The sequence below is a fragment of the Streptomyces sp. NPDC003032 genome, assembly GCF_053591415.1.
On the sequence record NZ_JBSFTT010000009.1, the window covers coordinates 97,562 to 115,751 of the forward strand.

General features: G+C 72.2%; 17 protein-coding genes and 1 tRNA gene. 13 read left to right on the top strand and 5 right to left on the bottom strand.

Translation table 11 applies throughout. From position 1 onward, the window contains the following. Positions 1-37 precede the first annotated feature (37 nt). Positions 38-652: a 5-formyltetrahydrofolate cyclo-ligase gene (locus ACWDZ7_RS15135; RefSeq protein ID WP_451797215.1), complete on the bottom strand. Its 615-nt coding sequence runs from the start codon at positions 650-652 to the stop codon at positions 38-40. Positions 653-745: 93 nt separating this feature from the next. Between ACWDZ7_RS15135 and galU the strand changes: the two genes are divergently transcribed. The 7 genes from galU (at position 746) to ACWDZ7_RS15170 (ending at position 6,574) form a co-directional block, all read left to right on the top strand. Continuing rightward, positions 746-1,657 (top strand): UTP--glucose-1-phosphate uridylyltransferase GalU, encoded by a 912-nt coding sequence (galU, locus tag ACWDZ7_RS15140; RefSeq protein ID WP_451797217.1) that lies wholly within the window; start codon positions 746-748, stop codon positions 1,655-1,657. A gap of 4 nt (positions 1,658-1,661) precedes the next feature. Next, on the top strand, positions 1,662-3,008 hold the full coding sequence (glp, locus tag ACWDZ7_RS15145; RefSeq protein ID WP_451797219.1) for a molybdotransferase-like divisome protein Glp: 1,347 nt from the start codon (positions 1,662-1,664) through the stop codon (positions 3,006-3,008). Positions 3,009-3,095: 87 nt separating this feature from the next. Beyond that, positions 3,096-3,620, top strand: coding sequence for a cyclic pyranopterin monophosphate synthase MoaC (gene moaC / locus ACWDZ7_RS15150; protein ID WP_451797220.1), 525 nt, complete (start codon positions 3,096-3,098; stop codon positions 3,618-3,620). After that, entirely contained in the window at positions 3,617-4,213 is a 597-nt protein-coding gene (locus ACWDZ7_RS15155) for a MogA/MoaB family molybdenum cofactor biosynthesis protein (protein WP_451797222.1), read from the top strand. The genes moaC and ACWDZ7_RS15155 overlap by 4 nt, the downstream gene beginning before the upstream one ends. Next, a complete protein-coding gene (locus ACWDZ7_RS15160; protein WP_451517434.1) occupies positions 4,210-4,833 on the top strand; it encodes a GNAT family N-acetyltransferase in 624 nt (207 codons plus the stop codon). Before ACWDZ7_RS15155 ends, ACWDZ7_RS15160 begins: the two co-directional genes overlap by 4 nt. A 261-nt stretch (positions 4,834-5,094) precedes the next feature. Beyond that, positions 5,095-6,414 (top strand): divisome protein SepX/GlpR, encoded by a 1,320-nt coding sequence (gene sepX, locus ACWDZ7_RS15165; protein ID WP_451797223.1) that lies wholly within the window; start codon positions 5,095-5,097, stop codon positions 6,412-6,414. Positions 6,415-6,500: 86 nt separating this feature from the next. Then, positions 6,501-6,574, top strand: a tRNA-Ala gene (locus ACWDZ7_RS15170). A 118-nt stretch (positions 6,575-6,692) separates the two neighbouring features. Here ACWDZ7_RS15170 and ACWDZ7_RS15175 read toward each other — a convergent pair. Further along, positions 6,693-7,211 (bottom strand): GNAT family N-acetyltransferase, encoded by a 519-nt coding sequence (locus tag ACWDZ7_RS15175; RefSeq protein ID WP_451797225.1) that lies wholly within the window; start codon positions 7,209-7,211, stop codon positions 6,693-6,695. 180 nt (positions 7,212-7,391) lie between these two features. Here ACWDZ7_RS15175 and ACWDZ7_RS15180 point away from each other — a divergent pair, with 180 nt between their 5' ends. Together ACWDZ7_RS15180 and ACWDZ7_RS15185 are read left to right on the top strand one after the other, a co-directional pair. Further along, complete coding sequence (locus ACWDZ7_RS15180) at positions 7,392-8,183, top strand: exodeoxyribonuclease III (RefSeq protein WP_451797227.1); 792 nt, start codon at positions 7,392-7,394, stop codon at positions 8,181-8,183. 145 nt (positions 8,184-8,328) lie between these two features. Next, positions 8,329-9,345, top strand: a complete 1,017-nt coding sequence (locus tag ACWDZ7_RS15185) for a DUF6528 family protein (protein WP_451797228.1) — start codon at positions 8,329-8,331, stop codon at positions 9,343-9,345. Between the two features lie 12 nt (positions 9,346-9,357). Here ACWDZ7_RS15185 and ACWDZ7_RS15190 read toward each other — a convergent pair whose 3' ends face one another. Then, positions 9,358-9,984, bottom strand: a complete 627-nt coding sequence (locus ACWDZ7_RS15190) for a MerR family transcriptional regulator (protein WP_451797449.1) — start codon at positions 9,982-9,984, stop codon at positions 9,358-9,360. A gap of 181 nt (positions 9,985-10,165) precedes the next feature. Here ACWDZ7_RS15190 and ACWDZ7_RS15195 point away from each other — a divergent pair, with 181 nt between their 5' ends. The 3 genes from ACWDZ7_RS15195 to ACWDZ7_RS15205 are packed head-to-tail and all read left to right on the top strand — an operon-like array spanning position 10,166 to position 13,571. Then, complete coding sequence (locus ACWDZ7_RS15195) at positions 10,166-11,728, top strand: flavin-containing monooxygenase (protein WP_451797229.1); 1,563 nt, start codon at positions 10,166-10,168, stop codon at positions 11,726-11,728. Then, positions 11,725-12,696: an alpha/beta fold hydrolase gene (locus tag ACWDZ7_RS15200; protein WP_451797231.1), complete on the top strand. Its 972-nt coding sequence runs from the start codon at positions 11,725-11,727 to the stop codon at positions 12,694-12,696. Before ACWDZ7_RS15195 ends, ACWDZ7_RS15200 begins: the two co-directional genes overlap by 4 nt. Further along, positions 12,693-13,571, top strand: coding sequence for an SDR family oxidoreductase (locus ACWDZ7_RS15205; protein ID WP_451797232.1), 879 nt, complete (start codon positions 12,693-12,695; stop codon positions 13,569-13,571). Before ACWDZ7_RS15200 ends, ACWDZ7_RS15205 begins: the two co-directional genes overlap by 4 nt. 97 nt (positions 13,572-13,668) lie before the next feature. Here ACWDZ7_RS15205 and ACWDZ7_RS15210 read toward each other — a convergent pair whose 3' ends face one another. Further along, positions 13,669-13,875, bottom strand: a complete 207-nt coding sequence (locus tag ACWDZ7_RS15210; RefSeq protein ID WP_451797234.1) for a hypothetical protein — start codon at positions 13,873-13,875, stop codon at positions 13,669-13,671. Between the two features lie 118 nt (positions 13,876-13,993). Then, positions 13,994-17,317, bottom strand: a complete 3,324-nt coding sequence (locus ACWDZ7_RS15215; protein ID WP_451797450.1) for a S41 family peptidase — start codon at positions 17,315-17,317, stop codon at positions 13,994-13,996. 255 nt (positions 17,318-17,572) lie between these two features. Here ACWDZ7_RS15215 and ACWDZ7_RS15220 point away from each other — a divergent pair, with 255 nt between their 5' ends. Continuing rightward, the gene (locus tag ACWDZ7_RS15220; RefSeq protein ID WP_451797235.1) at positions 17,573-18,163 is read left to right on the top strand and encodes a TetR/AcrR family transcriptional regulator; all 591 of its coding nucleotides are present in this window, start codon (positions 17,573-17,575) and stop codon (positions 18,161-18,163) included. The last annotated feature ends 27 nt before the right edge of the window (positions 18,164-18,190 follow it).

The window sequence follows — 18,190 nt, forward strand, 5'->3', positions numbered from 1 at the left end:
CACGCGCGCGTGGAGGGCCCTTTCGGCGTTCCAGGGGTCAGCGGAAGCGGTGCACTCCGGAGGGCGTCACCACGGCGTGCACCGGGTGGTCGTGAGCCTCCGCCGGGACGCGGGCGACCACTTCGGAGTCGTACAGGAGCACCACGAGCGCGGGATCGGCGCCCGCGCGCTCCAGACGGGCCAGGACGCGGTCGTACGACCCGCCGCCGCGTCCGAGCCGTGTCCCGCGCGCGTCCACGGCCAGCCCCGGCAGCAGCACGGCGTCCGCCTCCAGGACGGCCTCCGGCCCGAGCCGAGCCCCGGCGGGCTCCAGCAGCTCGATCTTCCCCGGGTGCCGCACGCGGACGAGGGAGCCCTCTCCGTCGTACGCGGCCCAGTCCAGGTCGTTGTCCGCGAGCAGCACCGGCAGCAAAACGCGCGTCCCGCGCGTGTGGAGGGCGTCGAGCAGCACGCGTGTGCCGGGCTCGCTCCCCACGGAGACGTACGCCGCGACCGTCCGCGCCCCGGCCAACTCGTCCAGCTCCAGCGCGTGCTCGGCGAGAACCGCGGCCGCCTTCTCCGCGTCATCCCCAGTCAACCCGCTTCTCACCGTGAGGAAGTCCCGCCGCAACGTGCGCTTGGTTGGCTGGCCGTCGGCCTCGGTTCCGCTCATGGGATGCTCACAAATCCTTTCTGATGGGCTCATATGCCGTTCAATTATCTGGACCCACAGATTCCGCACATACGTACCGGATATGGTGGCCGCATGACTGAGTCTCACCCCCCCCACCCCCGGATCACCAAGGCGGTCATCCCGGCGGCAGGCCTCGGCACGCGCTTCCTGCCGGCCACCAAGGCGACCCCCAAGGAGATGCTGCCGGTCGTCGACAAGCCGGCGATCCAGTACGTGGTCGAGGAGGCCGCGTCCGCGGGTCTCGACGACGTCCTCATGATCACGGGCCGCAACAAGCGCCCGCTGGAGGACCACTTCGACCGCAACTACGAACTGGAGTCGGCCCTCCTGAAGAAGGGCGACGAGGCGCGGCTGTCCAAGGTCCAGGAGTCCAGCGACCTCGCGACGATGCACTACGTCCGCCAGGGCGACCCCAGGGGACTCGGTCACGCCGTCCTGTGCGCGGCTCCGCACGTCGGCAACGAACCGTTCGCCGTCCTCCTCGGCGACGACCTCATCGACCCGCGCGATCCCCTCCTCGCCCGCATGGTCGAGGTCCAGGAGAGCCACGGCGGCAGCGTCATCGCCCTCATGGAGGTGGCCCCGGAGCAGATCCACCTCTACGGCTGCGCCGCCGTGGAGGCCACCGAGGAAGGCGACGTCGTCAAGGTCACCGACCTGGTCGAGAAGCCCGACACCGCCGACGCCCCCAGCAACTACGCGATCATCGGCCGCTACGTCCTGGATCCCAACGTCTTCGACGTCCTGCGCAAGACCGAGCCGGGCCGCGGCGGCGAGATCCAGCTCACCGACGCCCTCCAGCAGCTCTCCGCGGACGAGAAGGTCGGCGGCCCGGTGCACGGCGTCGTCTTCAAGGGCCGCCGCTATGACACCGGCGACCGGGGTGACTACCTGCGTGCCATTGTCAGACTCGCGTGCGAACGTGAAGATCTGGGGCCGGACTTCAAGGCCTGGCTTCGCAGTTACGTCACCGAGGAGATGTAGCACTTTGAGCAGCAGCACGACGACACCGCCCACCGGCCAGGACGCGCTCTGGTCGGTGGAAGAGCATCTGGACGACATCCTCACGACGGTCCGTCCGCTCGAACCCATCGAGCTGCAACTCCTCGACGCCCAGGGCTGCGTCCTCGTCGAGGACGTCACGGTGCCCGTCTCGCTGCCGCCCTTCGACAACAGCTCCATGGACGGGTACGCGGTACGGGTCGCCGATGTCGCGGGCGCGAGCGAGGAGTTCCCCGCCGTCCTGCGCGTCATCGGCGACGTGGCCGCGGGTGCGGGCGAGCAGCCCACCGTCGGCGCGGGCCAGGCCGCCCGCATCATGACCGGCGCGCCGCTGCCGCCCGGCGCCGAGGCCGTCGTCCCCGTGGAGTGGACCGACGGAGGCCTCGGCGAGGGCCCCGTCTCCGGGATGCGCGCCCACAGCGCGGCCCCCGAGGGAGCCTCCGGCGAGGTCCGCGTGCACCGCCCGGCCGACGCACGCGCGCATGTACGCGCGCGGGGCAGCGACGTCCGGGCCGGCGACCGCGCCCTGTCCGCGGGCACGGTCCTCGGGCCGCCGCAGATCGCCCTGCTCGCCGCGGTCGGCCGCGGCACGGTGATGGTGCGCCCGCGCCCGCGCGTGGTCGTCATGTCCACCGGGAGCGAACTCGTCCAGCCCGGCGAACCCCTGGCCGACGGTCAGATCTACGACTCCAACAGCTTCGCCCTCACCTCCGCGGCCCGCGACGCCGGAGCCATCGCCTACCGCGTGGGCGCGGTCGCCGATGACGCCGAGACGCTGCGCTCCACGATCGAGGACCAGCTGATCCGCGCCGACCTCATCGTCACCACGGGCGGCGTGAGCGTGGGCGCGTACGACGTCGTGAAGGAGGCCCTGACCTCCGTCGGCGACCCGGACGAGGAGACCGGCATCGGGGCGGGCAGCGGTGTGGAGTTCCGCAAGCTCGCCATGCAGCCGGGCAAGCCGCAGGGCTTTGGCTCCATCGGCCCCGACCACACCCCGCTGCTCGCGCTGCCGGGCAACCCCGTCTCCTCGTACGTCTCCTTCGAACTCTTCGTACGCCCCGCGATCCGCACCCTGATGGGCCTCCCCGACGTCCACCGGCCCGCCACGCGCGCGCGGCTGGCCGCGGACAAGGCACTGCGCTCGCCCCAGGGGCGCCGCCAGTTCCTGCGGGGCGGCCACGACACCGAGGCGGGCACCGTGACGCCCGTCGGCGGCTCCGGCTCGCATCTGATCGCCGCGCTCGCGCACGCGAACGCGCTGATCGTCGTCCCCGAGGACACCACATCGGTGGAGCCGGGCACGGACGTCGAGGTGGTCCTGCTCGGCTGAGGACGCCGTTCGCGCGGTACCGTGTCGCGCACAACAGGCCCGCGCGCGCCGCACCGCGCGGGGCCCGGACCGGGAGCGCCACAGCACATGACCGCGATTTCCCGGGGGGACACCCCCGGATCCCCTGAGCAGCAGCGACTGACGCACATCGACGAGGCGGGCGCGGCCCGCATGGTCGACGTCTCCGCGAAAGGCGTGACCGCGCGCACCGCCCGCGCGAGCGGCCGAGTCCTCGTCTCGCCGCGGGTGATCGAGCTTCTGCGGGGCGAGGGCGTCCCCAAGGGCGACGCCCTGGCCACCGCCCGGATCGCCGGGATCATGGGAGCCAAGCGCACCCCTGATCTGATCCCGCTCTGCCACCCGCTGGCCGTCTCCGGAGTGAAGCTCGACCTCTCCGTGACGGACGACGCCGTAGAGATCCTCGCCACGGTGAAGACGACAGACCGTACGGGCGTCGAGATGGAGGCCCTCACCGCGGTGAGCGTCGCGGCCCTCACAGTGATCGACATGGTGAAGGCCGTCGACAAGGGCGCCGTCATCACGGACGTACGCGTGGAGGAGAAGACGGGCGGCAAGTCCGGGGACTGGAGCCGCGAAGGAGCGGGCGCATGAGCGGACGGCACGGGCACACGGACGGCCACGCGCACGGGCACGCGGACGGGGAGCGGGAGCACGGGCCGTCGGCGGCGACCGTCCCGGGGCCGGGCACTCCGTACAAGGCGCTCGTCGTCACCGCCTCCAACCGCGCCGCCGCCGGGGTCTACCCCGACCGCGGCGGCCCCCTGATCGCCGAGGGCCTGGCCGCGCTCGGCTTCGCCGTCGACGGGCCGCGGGTCGTGCCCGACGGCGACCCCGTCGAGCAGGCCCTGCGCGCCGGCGCGCAGACGGGCTACGACGTCATCGTCACCACCGGCGGCACCGGCATCTCGCCCACCGACCGCACCCCGGAAGCCACCCGCCGCGTCATCGACCACGAGGTGCCGGGCATCCCGGAGGCGATCCGCGCGTACGGCAGGGAGAAGGTCCCCACGGCCGTGCTCTCCCGGGGCCTCGCGGGGGTCGCGGGCAGGACGCTCATCGTGAACCTGCCGGGTTCCACGGGCGGGGTGCGCGACGGCCTCGCCGTCCTGGAGCCGCTGCTGCGGCACGCCGTCGACCAGCTGCGCGGCGGCGACCATCCCGGACCCGCGGGGGGTGCGAGCTGAACAGCCCTTCCTGGCCCGTCGAGCTGACGGACGGCGATGTCACCCTCCGCCCGATAAAGATGCGCGACCAGCGCGCGTGGCGCGAGGTCAACCGGCGCAACCGCGACTGGCTGCGCCCCTGGGAGGCGACGATTCCGCCGCCCACGGCCAGCGGCCCGATCGTGCACCGCCCCACCTACCGCCAGATGGTCCGCCATCTGCGCGCCGAGGCGGCCGCGGGCCGGATGCTGCCGTTCATCATCGAGTACCAGGGCCGCCTCGTCGGGCAGTTGACGGTCGCCGGCATCACCTGGGGATCGATGTGCTCGGGCCACGTCGGCTACTGGGTCGACGAGTCCGTCGCGGGGCGCGGGGTCATGCCGACCGCCGTCGCGCTCGCCGTGGACCACTGCTTCCGCGCGGTCGGGCTGCACCGTATCGAGATCTGTATTCGCCCCGAGAACACGCCGAGTCGGCGGGTCACGGAGAAACTCGGATTCCGCGAGGAGGGGCTCCGTCCACGGTATCTTCACATCGACGGGGCCTGGCGCGATCATCTCGTCTTCGCGCTCACCGCCGAAGAGGTTCCCGAGGGGTTGTTGCACCGCTGGCACCAGGCGCGACCTCGGAACACCGCCTAGTCGGCACCGGTCCCCGCCCCGACCGCCGTAAATGAAATACGTGTTCGAAATTGATCGGTGATCGACCGTCTGAGGTCCATCTGAGGTTCCTCTCGGGATCGTATGAGGCTCGTATGAGCCTTGTCTCACACTTTAATTTCACGCTCTTCGCACCCTGTTGATCGCATCAGTCACAAAAAAAGTTCGAGATATCAGCCAGATCGTGCGACACACCGGCGCAATTGGCAGATGGCCTCAACGAAACCCCTCTACCGTGTGAGCGTGAGCAGCAGCGGCCTCATCTACGCAATCATCGTCGGGGCCTGGGCCGCCTACTTGGTGCCGATGTGGCTCCGTAGGCAGGACGAGCTGAACGAAGCCCGTCCGACGGAACGCTTCAGCACCGCCATCCGGCTGCTGTCCGGACGGGCGGGGATGGAGCGCCGATACGCCAAGGACCTGCAAGCCCGCTCGCCCGAAGAAGGCGAGACGCGCGGCGACCCGGACTTCGTCACCGGCTCGGTGGACGTCCGGGCCTTCGTCGCGCCTCCGGTGGAACCCAAGGCGGTCCCGGTGGAACCCGAGCGGGTCCCGGTGGAGCCCCCGGTGGTCCCGGTGGAGTCTCCCGCCGCCCGGGTCGAGCCCCCGGCCCGGCAGAAGGCGCGCCCCGCACCCGAACCGGAACCCGCACCGGAATCCGCGTCCGAACCTGAACCCGAACGCGAGCAGCCCTCGCACGCCCAGCCCTCGCACGCCCAGGCGTCGCGCGCTCGGCGTGCCGCCTCGGCGGAGGCCGCCGCGCGCGCCCGGCGCTCGAAGGTCCTCGCGCGGCGCCGGCGTACGACGGTGATGCTCTTCGCCGCCTTCACGGCCGGGACGGTCGTCGCCGCGATCGGTGGCCTCGCGTTCCTGTGGGCGCCCGCGGCGCCCGCCGTGCTGCTGAGCGCGTACATCGTCTATCTGCGGGGCCAGGAGCGGCGCCGCTTCACGTACACGATGGACCGGCAGCGGGCCGAGGCCGCGGCGCGGCGGCTGCGGGAGCGCCAGCCCCGGCGCAGGCCCGTCGGCGCGGAGCCCGTCGTCGACGAGGCGCGGGAAGGCGCGGACCCCGGGACGGAGACGGGCCTGTCGGCGCTCGCCGCCGACCGCCGCGCCCTCGTCGAGCAGACCGACCACGCGGAGTGGGTCGACCAGCAGCGCGAGCGGCAGCGCGGGCCCGGCCGCGGCGACAGCTGGGACCCGGTCCCGGTGCCCCTGCCGACGTATGTGACCGCGCCGGTCGCCCCGCGCGCCACCGGCAGCGTCGACCTGGGCGCCCCCGACGCCTGGAGCTCGGCGCGCTCCAGCACCGCCGAACCGGCCGCCGACGAGCCTCGGCGGTCCGCCGAGGGCACCGAGGGCACCGAGGGCACCGAGGGCACCGAGGGCGTCGGAGGCGTCGGAGGTGCCGGGGATATCGACGGGGCCGAGGGCGCCGACGCCGCGGGCGGGCGCAGCGACAAGCGCCGGGCCGCGTCCGCGCGACGGTCCCGCGAGCGCGGGCGTACGCCGCTCTTCGATCAGTACGAGGACGGGGACCGGCCCCGCGCCGCCAACGAGTGAGGCGCCGTGGGGTCCGCCCCCGCTGACCAGCGAGGAGCGGATTTCCGAGCACCCGGATCGGGATGCTAGAGTTTCACTCGTTGCAAGGGCCTGTGGCGCAGTCTGGTAGCGCACCTCGTTCGCATCGAGGGGGTCTGGGGTTCAAATCCCCACAGGTCCACCGCACATGAGATCCCGTCCAGTTCATCGAACTGGACGGGATCTTTGCGTTGTGCCCCCGTCGGCCCCCGTCGGCCCCCGTCGGCCCCGGGACCGGAGCCCCCGGCTGGAGCGCCTGGCTAGAGCGCCTTCACGTAATGCAGGCTCAGCTCCTCGAAGCGGTAGTGGCCGAACTTGGTCGGGGCGGGGGCGTAGCCGCTGGAGAGGTAGAGCGCTATCGCCTCCGGCTGCTTCGTGCCGGTCTCCAGGACCATGCGGGCGCGGCCCGCCGCCTTCGCGTCGTCCTCCAGGACCGCCAGGATGCGGCGGGCGAGGCCCAGGCCGCGCGCCTCGGGTGTGACATACATCCGCTTCAGCTCCGCGTCACCGTCGTCGTACCCCTCGCCGTTCGCGTCCATCGCGCGCCAGCCGCCGGTGGCCAGCGGGGTGCCGCTCTCGTCGTACGCGATGAGGTACAGGCCGCGTGGCGGCTCGAACATGGACGGGTCGAGGTGGGTGGCGTCGCCCTCGTCGCCGTAGCGCTGCGCGTATTCGAGCTGGACGCGGTCGTTGAGCTCGACCGCGTCGGGGTGCGCGAACGTGACCGCGCGCAGGTGGACGGGGGTGGCGGTGGCCGCGGTGGCATCTTGGATAGTCATGCGAGGCATCGTACTTCTATGCGATGAGCGGGGGGTGCGTGGGGAACGCGGGTCCAGTGTGCCGGGGCGGTGAGCCGCCGAGCCACCGAAAATGAGGCGGCGCGGTCCCCGCGTGCCCCGTGTGGGAGCCTGACCCCTGGCCCGAGGAGGAAGTGGCCAAGGACGAGTAAGGCGAGTGTTGTGCTGACAGTGACCTCTGTGAATGTGAACGGGCTGCGTGCCGCCGCCAAGAAGGGCTTCGTGGAGTGGCTCGGCGGCAGTACGGCCGACGTGCTGTGCCTGCAGGAGGTGCGCGCCGAGCCGCAGCAGCTGCCGGACGAGGTCCGCGCGCCCGAGGGGTGGCATGTCGTGCACGCGCCCGCCGCCGCGAAGGGGCGCGCCGGTGTCTCCCTCTACACGCGCCGCGAGCCGGACCGGGTGCGGGTCGGCTTCGGGTCAGTGGAGTTCGACGGCAGCGGGCGGTATGTGGAGGCCGATCTGCCGGGTGTCACGGTCGCGAGCCTGTATCTGCCCTCGGGGGAGGTCGGCACCGAGCGGCAGGACGAGAAGGTGCGGTTCATGGGGGAGTTCCTCGTGTATCTGAAGGAGCTCAAGGAGCGGGCCGCCGCCGAGGGGCGCCATGTCGTCGTCTGCGGTGACTGGAACATCGCCCACCAGGAGGCAGACCTCAAGAACTGGAAGGGCAACAAGAAGAACTCCGGCTTCCTGCCCGAGGAGCGCGCCTGGCTGAGCGAGGTCTTCGAGGAGTACGAGGATGTCGTGCGGGGCCAGCACCCCGGCGTGGAGGGCCCTTACTCGTGGTGGTCCTACCGGGGCCGCGCCTTTGACAATGACACGGGCTGGCGCATCGACTACCACGTCGCGACGCCGGGTCTCGCCGGGCGCGCGGTGAAGGCGTACGTGGAGCGCGCCGCGAGCCACGCCGAGCGGTGGAGCGACCATGCGCCCGTCACGGTGGTCTACGACCTGTAAAGGGTCGCCCTTGTGTGCCGCCCGCGGCAGAAGCGGCGCGCGGTCATAAAGTCCGGCAGAGGGCTGTCCCGGGCCCGTGCGGCATGGCAGATTGCGATCGCGCCATGTCCAACTGCCGAGGCTTCGGGGGGACTTCATGTCGTCGATGCTGTCGAGACGTGCCGTGGTGCTGGGCGCCGCGGGTGCCGGGGCCGGGGCGGCGCTGCCCGCCGCGGCGGCGTATGGGGCGAGCGGGGGCGGGGTCCCCGCCGGGACGCCGCCCGTGCTGCTGACCGAGCAGGCGAGCAGGCGCGTCCTCGTCCTCGACCCGCGGCGGCGCGTGTGGGACCCGGCCGTCGACCCCTCGGCGGTGCGGTGGCAGTTCTCGCCGCTCGGCGACCCTCGGTACAAGGACCTTCGCCCGGACGTGAGCTGGGTGTATCCGTGCGAGGCGAAGGTGCGGCTGCACCGCAGGCGTACGTACGTCCTGACGACGGCGTCGTTCGGTTTCGTGGCCGTCGTCGAACATCCGACGGGCAGGCGGTACTGGGGCGCGGCGCTCGGGCCGGGCGACGACCTGTTCAACCCGCACAGCGCCGAGATCCTGCCCGACGGCAATGTGGCCGTCGCGTGCAGCACGGGCGCGCTCGTACGGCTGTACGCGGCGTCGCGGGGCCCGCGCGCCACGCGGTACGCGGAGGCGCGGCTCAAGGGCGCGCACGGGCTGCACTGGGACGGCGGGCGCCGGGTGCTGTGGGCGATCGGCGACGACGAGCTGGTGACGTACGCGGTGGGCGGGACGGCCGCGCGGCCGGTGCTGACGCGGACGTCCGCGGTCGGGCTGCCGGCGGGGACGCCGGGGCGGTCGCCCGGCGGGCACGATCTCTTCCCCGTGGCGGGGCGGCCGGGGCGGCTGTGGGTGACGACGAACGCGGCCGTCTTCCAGTACGAGATCGGCAGTGGGGTCTTCTCGCGGGACTTCGCCGGGGCCGGGGAGATCTCCCGGAAGTCCGTCAAGGCCGTCGGCGACGATCCGCGCACCGGGCAGGTGGTGACCACCGTGCCGGAGAGCGGGCTCGGCGAGACGTGGTGGACGACGACGGTGAGCGTCCACCGTCCGGCCGGCAGTTATAAGTACGTCAACGGTGGGATCTACAAGGCGCGTTGGTGGCTGCCGCGATGATCCTTAAGCCCGTCAGGGCTGCTTGAGGCGGCGGTCCAGGGCCATCGACAGCTCCGCCTCCACCACGCTCTTGGCCACCGGGCGCAGCTGCTCGATGTCCACCTCGGCGGTGTCGGGGGTGTGGGTGCGCATGACGGTGATGAACAACTCGGCGAGCGCGTCCGCGTGTTCGCGTACGCGCTGACCCGCCTCCAGGACCGCCGCGAGCGGGACTCCCTTGCGTACGAGTGTGGATGAGGCGTCGAGCAGTCGGCGGCTGATGTGGACGAGCTCGTCGCCGTCGGTGCCCAGATAGCCGAGGTCGAGGGCGGCGACGAGGTTCTCCGGGGTGACCTCGCCCGCGAAGTGGTCGGCCAGTTCCTCGGGGGTGAGGCGGACCGGCTGTTCCTCGGTGGGCTCGCCGATGCCGAGGAGTTCGCCGACGTCGCGGCCCTTCTCGAAGGCGTCGGCCAGCTCCGCGATGCCGTTCAGGGTGTGGCCGCGCTCCAGGAGGGCGGCGATGGTGCGCAGCCTCGCCAGGTGGTGCTCGTCGTACCAGGCGATGCGGCCCTCGCGGCGTGGTGGCGGGATCAGCCCGCGCTCGCGGTAGAAGCGCACGGTGCGCACGGTGATGCCGGCCTCCTTGGCCAACTCCGCCATGCGGTACTCGCGTACGCCGCTCTTGCCGTCGCCCACAGGTAGGTCTCCCACGCGGGAAGCCTATGTTGTACCGCCGGTAACTTTCTCCGGCCACACCCCTACCCATCAGTACGAGGGTGTTCTACGCTCCCCATTGCGCCAGTGGTTACTGGCAGAGTCGTGTACTTCGGGAGGCGGCGGCATGGCCGAGCGCGAGCGTGGCCCTGAGCAGGGGCGCGAGCACGAGCACGTACGGGTGGCGGTGATCGGTTCCGGGTTCGGTGGTCTCGGGGCCGCCGTGCGGCTGCGCCGCGAGGGCATCACCGACTTCGTCGTCCTGGAGCGGGCCGGCGCGGTCGGCGGCACCTGGCGGGACAACAGCTACCCGGGCTGCGCCTGCGACGTGCCCTCGCACCTGTACTCGTTCTCCTTCGCGCCCAACCCCGACTGGCCGCGCACCTTCTCGGGGCAGGAGCACATCCAGGAGTACCTGGAGCGCGTCACCGACACCTTCCGGCTGCGCTCGCACATCCGCCTCGACACCGAGGTCGAGCTGGTGCGGTGGGACGCCGCGGAGCTGCGCTGGGAGGTCCGGACGAGCACCGGTACCTTCACCGCCGACGTCGTCGTCTCCGCCACCGGGCCGCTCTCCGACCCCAAGACCCCGGACATCCCCGGCATCGACACCTTCCCCGGCGAGGTCTTCCACTCCGCCCGCTGGGACCACGGCTACGACCTGCGCGGCAAGCGCGTCGCGATGATCGGCACCGGCGCCTCCGCCATCCAGATCGTGCCCGAGATCCAGAAGCGGGTCGGCAGGCTCACCCTCTTCCAGCGCACGCCCCCGTGGGTGATGCCGCGCGCGGACCGCCCCATCACCGGCGCCGAGCGCTGGCTGCACAGGCGGCTGCCGTTCACCGCGCAGGCGCGGCGCGGGATCCTCTGGGGCATCCGGGAGTTGCAGGTCCAGGCGTTCACCAAGCGGCCCGACGAACTCGGCATGGTGGAGCAGCTCGCCAAGCGGAACATGTACCGGGCGATCAAGGACCCGGCGCTGCGGGCCAAGCTGACGCCGACGTACCGCATCGGCTGCAAGCGCATCCTGCTCTCCAACACCTACTATCCGGCGCTCGCCAAGCCCAATGTGGACGTCGTCGCCAGCGGTCTGGCCGAGGTGCGCGGCAGCACCGTCGTCGCCGCGGACGGCACCGGGACAGAGGTCGACGCGATCATCTTCGGCACCGGCTTCCACGTCACGGACATGCCGATCGCCGAGCGCGTGGTGGGCGACGAGGGGCAGACCCTCATGGAGAGCTGGAAGGGCGGGATGAACGCGCTGCGCGGCGCGACCGCGGCAGGCTTCCCCAACTGGATGACGATCATCGGGCCCAACACCGGGCTCGGCAACTCCTCCATGATCCTGATGATCGAGTCCCAGCTGAACTACATGGCCGACTATCTGCGCCAGCTCGACGTCCTCGGCGGGCGCGCCGCGCTCGCCGCCCGGCCCGACGCCGTCAGCGCGTGGAACCGCCGGGTGCAGGAGCGGATGAAGCGCACCGTGTGGAACACCGGTGGCTGCAACAGCTGGTACCTCGACGCGAACGGCGTCAACACCACGGTCTGGCCCGGCACCACCACCGAGTTCAGGGCGGCGACGCGGCGGGTCGACCTCTCCGAGTACGAGGTGCTGCGGGCGCCGAAGGCGGCGCCGTCCTCCCCTGCCAGGAAGCCCGTGAGCGCCAAGGTGGAGGCAGGGACATGAGCCGGCTGACCCACGCGGTGAGCGGACCCTACGCGCCGCCCGCCGCCGCCCGTGAACTGACCGCCGTCTCCGCGGACGGAGCCCGTCTCCACGTCGAGGCGCACGGTCCGGAGGGGGCGCCCGCCGTGGTGCTCGCGCACGGGTGGACATGCTCGACGGCCTTCTGGGCCGCGCAGATACGTGCGCTCGGCGACGGCCACCGGGTGATCACGTACGACCAGCGGGGGCACGGGCGCAGCGCCGCGCCCGCGGACGCCGACGGGTACAGCACGCGGGCGCTCGCCGACGACCTCGAAGCGGTCCTCGCGGCGACGCTCGCGCCGGGCGAACGGGCCGTCCTCGTCGGCCACTCCATGGGCGGCATGACGATCATGGCCGCGGGCGGACGCGACCTGGTGCGGGAGCACACGGCCGCCGTCCTGCTGTGCAGCACGGGCAGTTCGAGCCTGGTCGCCGAGTCGCTGGTGGTGCCGCTGCGGGCGGGGCGGGTGCGGACGCGCGTCACGCGCTCCGTGCTCGGCTCGCGGGCGCCGCTCGGACCGGTCACGCCGCTGGCCAAGCGGATCCTCAAGTACGGGACCATGGGGCCCGGCGCGTCGCCGGACAAGGTCGACGCGTGCGCGCGGATCGTGCACGCGTGCCCGACGGCCGTGCGCCACGGCTGGTCACATGTGCTGGGCACGCTCGAACTGGACGTCGAGGTCGCGGCGTTGAAGGCGCCCACCGCCGTCCTCGCCGGCCTGGCCGACCGGCTCACGCCCGTCGTGCACGCGCGGCGGATCGCAGCCGCGCTGCCCCAGTGCGTGGGGCTCACCGAGCTGGCCGGGGTCGGGCACATGACGCCCATCGAGGCGCCGGAGGCCGTCACGGCGCGCATAACGGAACTCGTCGGAACGTACGTACAGGTGAAGCACGTACAGCCGGAGCACGTACAGCCGAAGCACGTACAGGTGAAGGAGGGCGCATGAGCAGGGTCAGCCTGGAGGGGCAGGTCGCGGTCGTCACGGGCGCGGCGCGCGGAGTCGGCGAACTGCTCGCGCGCAAACTGTCCGCGCGCGGCGCGAAGGTCGCGCTCGTGGGCCTGGAACCGGACGAGTTGAAGCAGGTCGCGCAGCGGCTGCACACCGAGTCCGACCACTGGCACGCGGACGTCACCGACCATGTGGCGATGGCCCGGGTCGCGCGGGAGGTCAAGGAGCGCTTCGGGAAGGCCGACATCGTCGTCGCGAACGCGGGCGTGGCGAGCGGCGGGCCGTTCATGGAGTCCGACCCCGACGCGTGGCGCCGGGTCATCGAGGTCAACCTGATCGGCAGCGCGGTCACCGGACGGGCCTTCCTGCCCGTCCTGATGGAGAGCCGCGGCTATCTGCTCCAGATCGCCTCGCTCGCCGCGATCACGCCGGCGCCGATGATGACGGCGTACTGCGCGTCGAAGTCGGGCGTCGAGGCGTACGCGCACGCGCTGCGGGCCGAGGTCGGCTACAAGGGCGTCAAGGTCGGCGTCGGCTATCTGTCCTGGACGGACACCGACATGGTGCGGGGCGCGGACCAGGACGACGTGATGCGGGAGCTGCGGCAGCGGCTGCCGTGGCCGTCCAACAAGACGTATCCGCTGGGTCCCGCGGTGGACAGGATCGTCGCCGGGATCGAGCGCCGCTCCAGCCATGTGTACGCGCAGTGGTGGCTGCGGGGCATGCAGGGCATACGCGGCTATCTGCCGGGGGTCATCGGCGCGGTCGGGCAGCGCGAGATGCGGCGCTTCGAGCCGCGGCTCGGGAGCGTTTCGACCGGGCTGGTCGGGGCGGGCGGCTCGGCGGACGAGCGGGCGCGGGCCGGGGGATGACGGCTGACGGAGCGCTCTGTCTCCATTGAAAAGGAGGCCCCCGGCGTCCCGGGGGCCTCCTTCACTCAAGTGCGGCGCGATGCGGCGCGGTGCGACGTCAGGCGTCGTAGTCCAGGTCGAACGTGTCCTGCCGCTCGCGCGCCGCGTCACGGGCCCGGTCCTGGGCCTGCGAGGACCGCTCCGACGCCTCGTCCCGGGCCCGCGTGCCGCGCTCGCGCGCCTGGTCCTGGCGCTCGGAGGCACGGTCGCGCGCCTTGCCCGCGAGGTCGTTGGCCTTGTCCTGGAACTGGTCCTTGATGCCCATGCGATTCACTCCCGTTGTGGGTGAGGGGATTGGGGCCTCGACCAGATTCACACGGTCGGACATGTCACGCATTTCGATCAAGTACGGAGCGTCGGGGGGGGGAGCGTCAGGGGGAGAGTCAGGAGCGGGGCGGCAGCGGTGGGCGGCGGCGGTCCGGGACGTCCGAGTAGCCCGGCGGGACCGCCGCCGGGTGCCGTTCGAGGAGGTCCAGCGCCAGCCTCACCGCGTCGTCGAGTTGGGCGTGCCGCCCCTCCGCCCAGTCCAGCGGCGTGCGCAGGACCTCCAGGTCCGGGGCCACGCCGTGGTTCTCCACGGACCAGCCGTACGCGTCGAACCAGCCCGCGTTCATCGGCACCGTGATCACCGTCCCGTCACCGAGCCGGTGCCGCCCCGTCATGCCGACCACGCCGCCCCAGGTGCGCTGCCCGACGACCGGCCCGAGCCCGAGCAGCTTGAAGGCCGCCGTGATCATGTCGCCGTCCGAGGACGTCGCCTCGTCGGCCAGCGCCACGACCGGGCCGCGCGGCGCGCTGGAGGCGTAGGAGACGGGCTGGGCGTTGCGCGTGAGGTCCCAGCCGAGGATCTTGCGGGTGAGCTTCTCCACGACCAGCTCGCTGATGTGGCCGCCCGCGTTGCCGCGCACGTCCACGATGAGAGCGGGCCGCGACACCTCGAGGCGCAGGTCCCTGTTGAACTGCGCCCAGCCGGAGCCGCCCATGTCGGGGATGTGCAGATAGCCGCACTTGCCGCCGCTCGACTCCCGTACCACTTCGCGGCGTTTGGCGACCCAGTCCTGATAGCGCAGGGGGCGTTCGTTGACGAGGGGGACGATCGCGACCCGCCGCGCGCGCCCCCCGCCCTCCGCCGGGCGGAACGTCAGCTCGACGGTCGTGCCGCCCGCCGCCGCGAGGAGGGGGTAGGGCCCGGCCACGGGGTCGACCGGACGGCCGTCGACGTGCGTGAGGACGGCGCCCTCGCGGATGCCCGCACCGGCCAGCGGGGAGCGCGCCTTGGAGTCGGAGGAGTCGCCCGGCAGGATCCGTTTGACGGTCCAGCCGCCGTCCCTGTGTACGAGGTTCGCGCCGAGCAGGCCCATCGCGCGCTGGTAGTGGGGCGGGCCCTCGTTGCGGCGGGCCTGGGAGACGTACGCGTGGGAGGTGCCCAGTTCGCCGAGTACCTCCCGCAGCAGGTCCGCGAACTCGTCGGGGGACGCGACGCGTTCGACCAGCGGGCGGTACTGCGCGAGGACCCCGTCCCAGTCGATTCCGCACATCAGCGGGTCCCAGAAGTAGGAGCGGATGATGCGGCCCGCCTCCTCATAGGCCTGGCGCCACTCGGCGGCAGGGTCGGCCTCGTGCAGGATGCGGCGCAGGTCGATCCAGACCGTGGTGTCGCTGTCGCCCTGCTCGGTGGCGGGCACGGCGCTCAGGTCGCCCTCGTCGACGACCACGAGACGTGAGCCGTCGCCGCTCGGCGCGAACCAGTCCAGGTGTTCGACGAGCTGGGACTTCTTCGCCTTGGCGATGTTGAAGTGCTCCAGGGTGGGGCGGCCCGAGGTGTCGGCCGGGTTGACGAAGGTCTCGCCGAGCGCGCCGGAGATCGGCCAGCGCAGCCAGACCAGGCCGCCGCCGCTGACGGGGTGCAGGGCCGAGTACTTCGACGCGGTGACGGGGAAGGGCGTGACCCGCGCTTCCAGGCCCTCGGTCTCCACGGTCGTCGTGCCGTCGCTCTCGCCGCTGTCGGCCGGGTCGAGGCCGCCCGCCGCCGGGCGCCCGTCGGGCAGCAGCGCGAAGGGGGAGGGGGTCGCCGAGGAGAGGGGTACGAGATAGGGGCGGCAGCCCAGGGGGAAGGACAGGTCGCCGGTGTGCACGTCGTAGACGGGGTCGAAGCCGCGCCAGGAGAGGAAGGCGAGGTAGCGGCCGTCGCGGGTGAAGACGGGGTTCTCGTCCTCGAAGCGGCCATTGGTGACGTCGACGATCGTGCGGGGGCCGGGTCCCGCGATGCGGGCCAGCTTGATCTGCCGCAGGGAGCGGCCGATGCCGGGGTGCGACCAGGTCAGCCACTTGCCGTCGGGGGAGAAGGCGAGGTCCCGGACGGGCCCGTTGACGGAACGGATCAGCTCGGTGACCTCACCGCCGCCCTCCTGTGCCGTGTCCGCGGCCTCGTGGATCTCCCCCAGCTCATGGATCTGCCGGTTCAGCTCCGCGGTGACCGCCTCGTCGGACACCGTGAGGAGCAGGAGGCGGCCGTCGTTCGAGGCGATGGCGAGCCGCTCGCCCTCGGGGTCGGACACCATTTCCAGGATGTGGCCGAGATCCCCGCCCGCCAGCCTGCGCGGCGGGCGGTCGCCGGTGGCGCGCGGCAGATAGGCGACCTCGACGGCGTCCTCGCCTGCCGCGTCGGTGACGTACGCGACCTGACCGCCGGTGCCGAGCATTTCCGGGAGGCGGACACGCACGCCCGGCGTGTCGGCGATGGTGCGGGCCGGGCCGTCCCGGTGGGTCAGCCAGTAGAGGCTGCCGCGCACCACGACGGCGCTGGCCCGCCCCGTCGTGTCCACGGAGAGCGCGTCGAGGTGCTGCGCGGCCGGGACCTGGTAGACCCGCCGCCCCGCGCGCGGCCCGCCGAGCCGCACGTCGAGGCGGCGCGGCACGGAGTCCGCGGTGAGCTGGTCGACCAGCCAGATGTCGCCCGCGCACTGGTAGACGACGCGCGCGCCGTCGCTGGCGGCGTGCCGGGCGTAGAAGGCGTCGTGGTCGGTGTGGCGCCGCAGGTCGGAGCCGTCGGGCAGACAGGAGTAGAGGTTGCCGACGCCTTCGTGGTCGGAGAGGAACGCGATGCGCCCGGCCACGAACATGGGTGAGTCGAGATGCCCGCCGAGGTGGCCGAGGATCTGCTCGCCGTGCATCCACAGGCGCCCCGTCGCCCCGCCCCGGTACCGCTTCCAGGCGGCCGGTTCGTGGGGCGGCTTGCCGGTGAGGAGCAGCGTCTTGCGGTCGCAGTCGCCGTCGGCGAGGGTGTCGGTGATCGCGATGTCGGCGACCGGGCCCCAGGGCAGCTTGCCGCCGGGGGAGCCGTCGACGGGCACGCTGTAGGCCCAGCAGAAGTGCGAGAAGGGCTGGCCGTGCGAGGAGACGGCGAGGACGTCGCCGTCGGGGGACCAGCCGCAGACCCGGGTGTCGGTGCTGCCCCAGTAGGTCAGACGGCGCGAGGGCCCGCCGTTCACCGGCGCGAGATGGATCTCCGGGTCGAGGCTGCGCCAGGTCGTGTACGCGATGTGGCGGCCGTCGGGCGAGAAGCGGGGGTGACCCACCTTGGTCCGGTCGACGGTGAGCCGCCAGGCCCGGTCGGCCGGGACGCCCTCGGGGGTGAGGGGAGCCACCCACAGGTCGTCCTCGGCGGCGAAACAGAGGCGGTCGCCGCTGAGGTGGGGGAACCGCAGATAGCCCTTCTCTGCCTGGTCCGCCTGGCCTGTCCGCTCTGCCTGGTCCGCCTGGCCTTCCTGGTCCGTCTGCTCTGCCTGGGCATCGTCGCGCTCATCGGTCACCTCACCATGCTTTTCCGCCCCGGGGGCCCCGGCAACTCGTGGCCGGGGCGTGACGCAGCACACGTACGAAACGGTTTCGTTTCGCTAAGGGCCGACGTACAGTCATGGCGTACGAAACCGTTTCGTTCAGAGGGGTAGGAGGTGCGGACCATGGCTGACGCGGCGACGGCGCGGCGCAGCAGGATCACGCCCGAGCGCGAGGCCGAGCTGTACGAGGCCGTGCTCGACCTGCTCCGCGAGGTCGGTTACGACGCCCTCACCATGGACGCCGTGGCCGCCCGTACGCGCTCCAGCAAGGCCACCCTCTACCGCCAGTGGGGGAGCAAGCCCGAGCTGGTCGCCAAGGCGCTGCGGCACAACAAGCCGGTGTCCCTGGCGGACATCGACACCGGATCGCTGCGCGGCGACCTGAACGAGATGGTGAACCGCTCGGACGACTGCCAGATGGAGAAGGACGCCGCGCTGATGCGGGGCCTGTTCCATGCCGTCCACGACAACCCCGAACTCCACCAGGCGCTGCGGAACCTGCTCATAGAGCCGGAGCTGACCGGCCTGAGCGACCTGCTGCGCAGAGCGGTGGAGCGCGGCGAGGTCGCCGCGGACAATCCGGCGTTGGAGTACGTCGTCCACATGATGGTCGGCGGTTTCGTCGCCCGGGACCTCATCGAGGACCGCCCGGTCGACCGCGCGTTCCTCGCCTCGTACGTCGATGCCGTGATTCTCCCCGCTCTCGGCGTCTGACCCACCGCTAGAACCTCGCCCCCTCGC

Bases quoted from the DNA above. Each gene is read 5' to 3' on its own strand.
- ACWDZ7_RS15135 (WP_451797215.1), bottom strand. From the start codon at position 652: ATGAGCGGAACCGAGGCCGACGGCCAGCCAACCAAGCGCACGTTGCGG.
- galU (WP_451797217.1), top strand. From the start codon at position 746: ATGACTGAGTCTCACCCCCCCCACCCCCGGATCACCAAGGCGGTCATC.
- moaC (WP_451797220.1), top strand. From the start codon at position 3,096: ATGACCGCGATTTCCCGGGGGGACACCCCCGGATCCCCTGAGCAGCAG.
- ACWDZ7_RS15155 (WP_451797222.1), top strand. From the start codon at position 3,617: ATGAGCGGACGGCACGGGCACACGGACGGCCACGCGCACGGGCACGCG.
- ACWDZ7_RS15175 (WP_451797225.1), bottom strand. From the start codon at position 7,211: ATGACTATCCAAGATGCCACCGCGGCCACCGCCACCCCCGTCCACCTG.
- ACWDZ7_RS15185 (WP_451797228.1), top strand. From the start codon at position 8,329: ATGCTGTCGAGACGTGCCGTGGTGCTGGGCGCCGCGGGTGCCGGGGCC.
- ACWDZ7_RS15190 (WP_451797449.1), bottom strand. From the start codon at position 9,984: ATGGCGGAGTTGGCCAAGGAGGCCGGCATCACCGTGCGCACCGTGCGC.
- ACWDZ7_RS15195 (WP_451797229.1), top strand. From the start codon at position 10,166: ATGGCCGAGCGCGAGCGTGGCCCTGAGCAGGGGCGCGAGCACGAGCAC.
- ACWDZ7_RS15200 (WP_451797231.1), top strand. From the start codon at position 11,725: ATGAGCCGGCTGACCCACGCGGTGAGCGGACCCTACGCGCCGCCCGCC.
- ACWDZ7_RS15205 (WP_451797232.1), top strand. From the start codon at position 12,693: ATGAGCAGGGTCAGCCTGGAGGGGCAGGTCGCGGTCGTCACGGGCGCG.
- ACWDZ7_RS15210 (WP_451797234.1), bottom strand. From the start codon at position 13,875: ATGGGCATCAAGGACCAGTTCCAGGACAAGGCCAACGACCTCGCGGGC.
- ACWDZ7_RS15220 (WP_451797235.1), top strand. From the start codon at position 17,573: ATGGCTGACGCGGCGACGGCGCGGCGCAGCAGGATCACGCCCGAGCGC.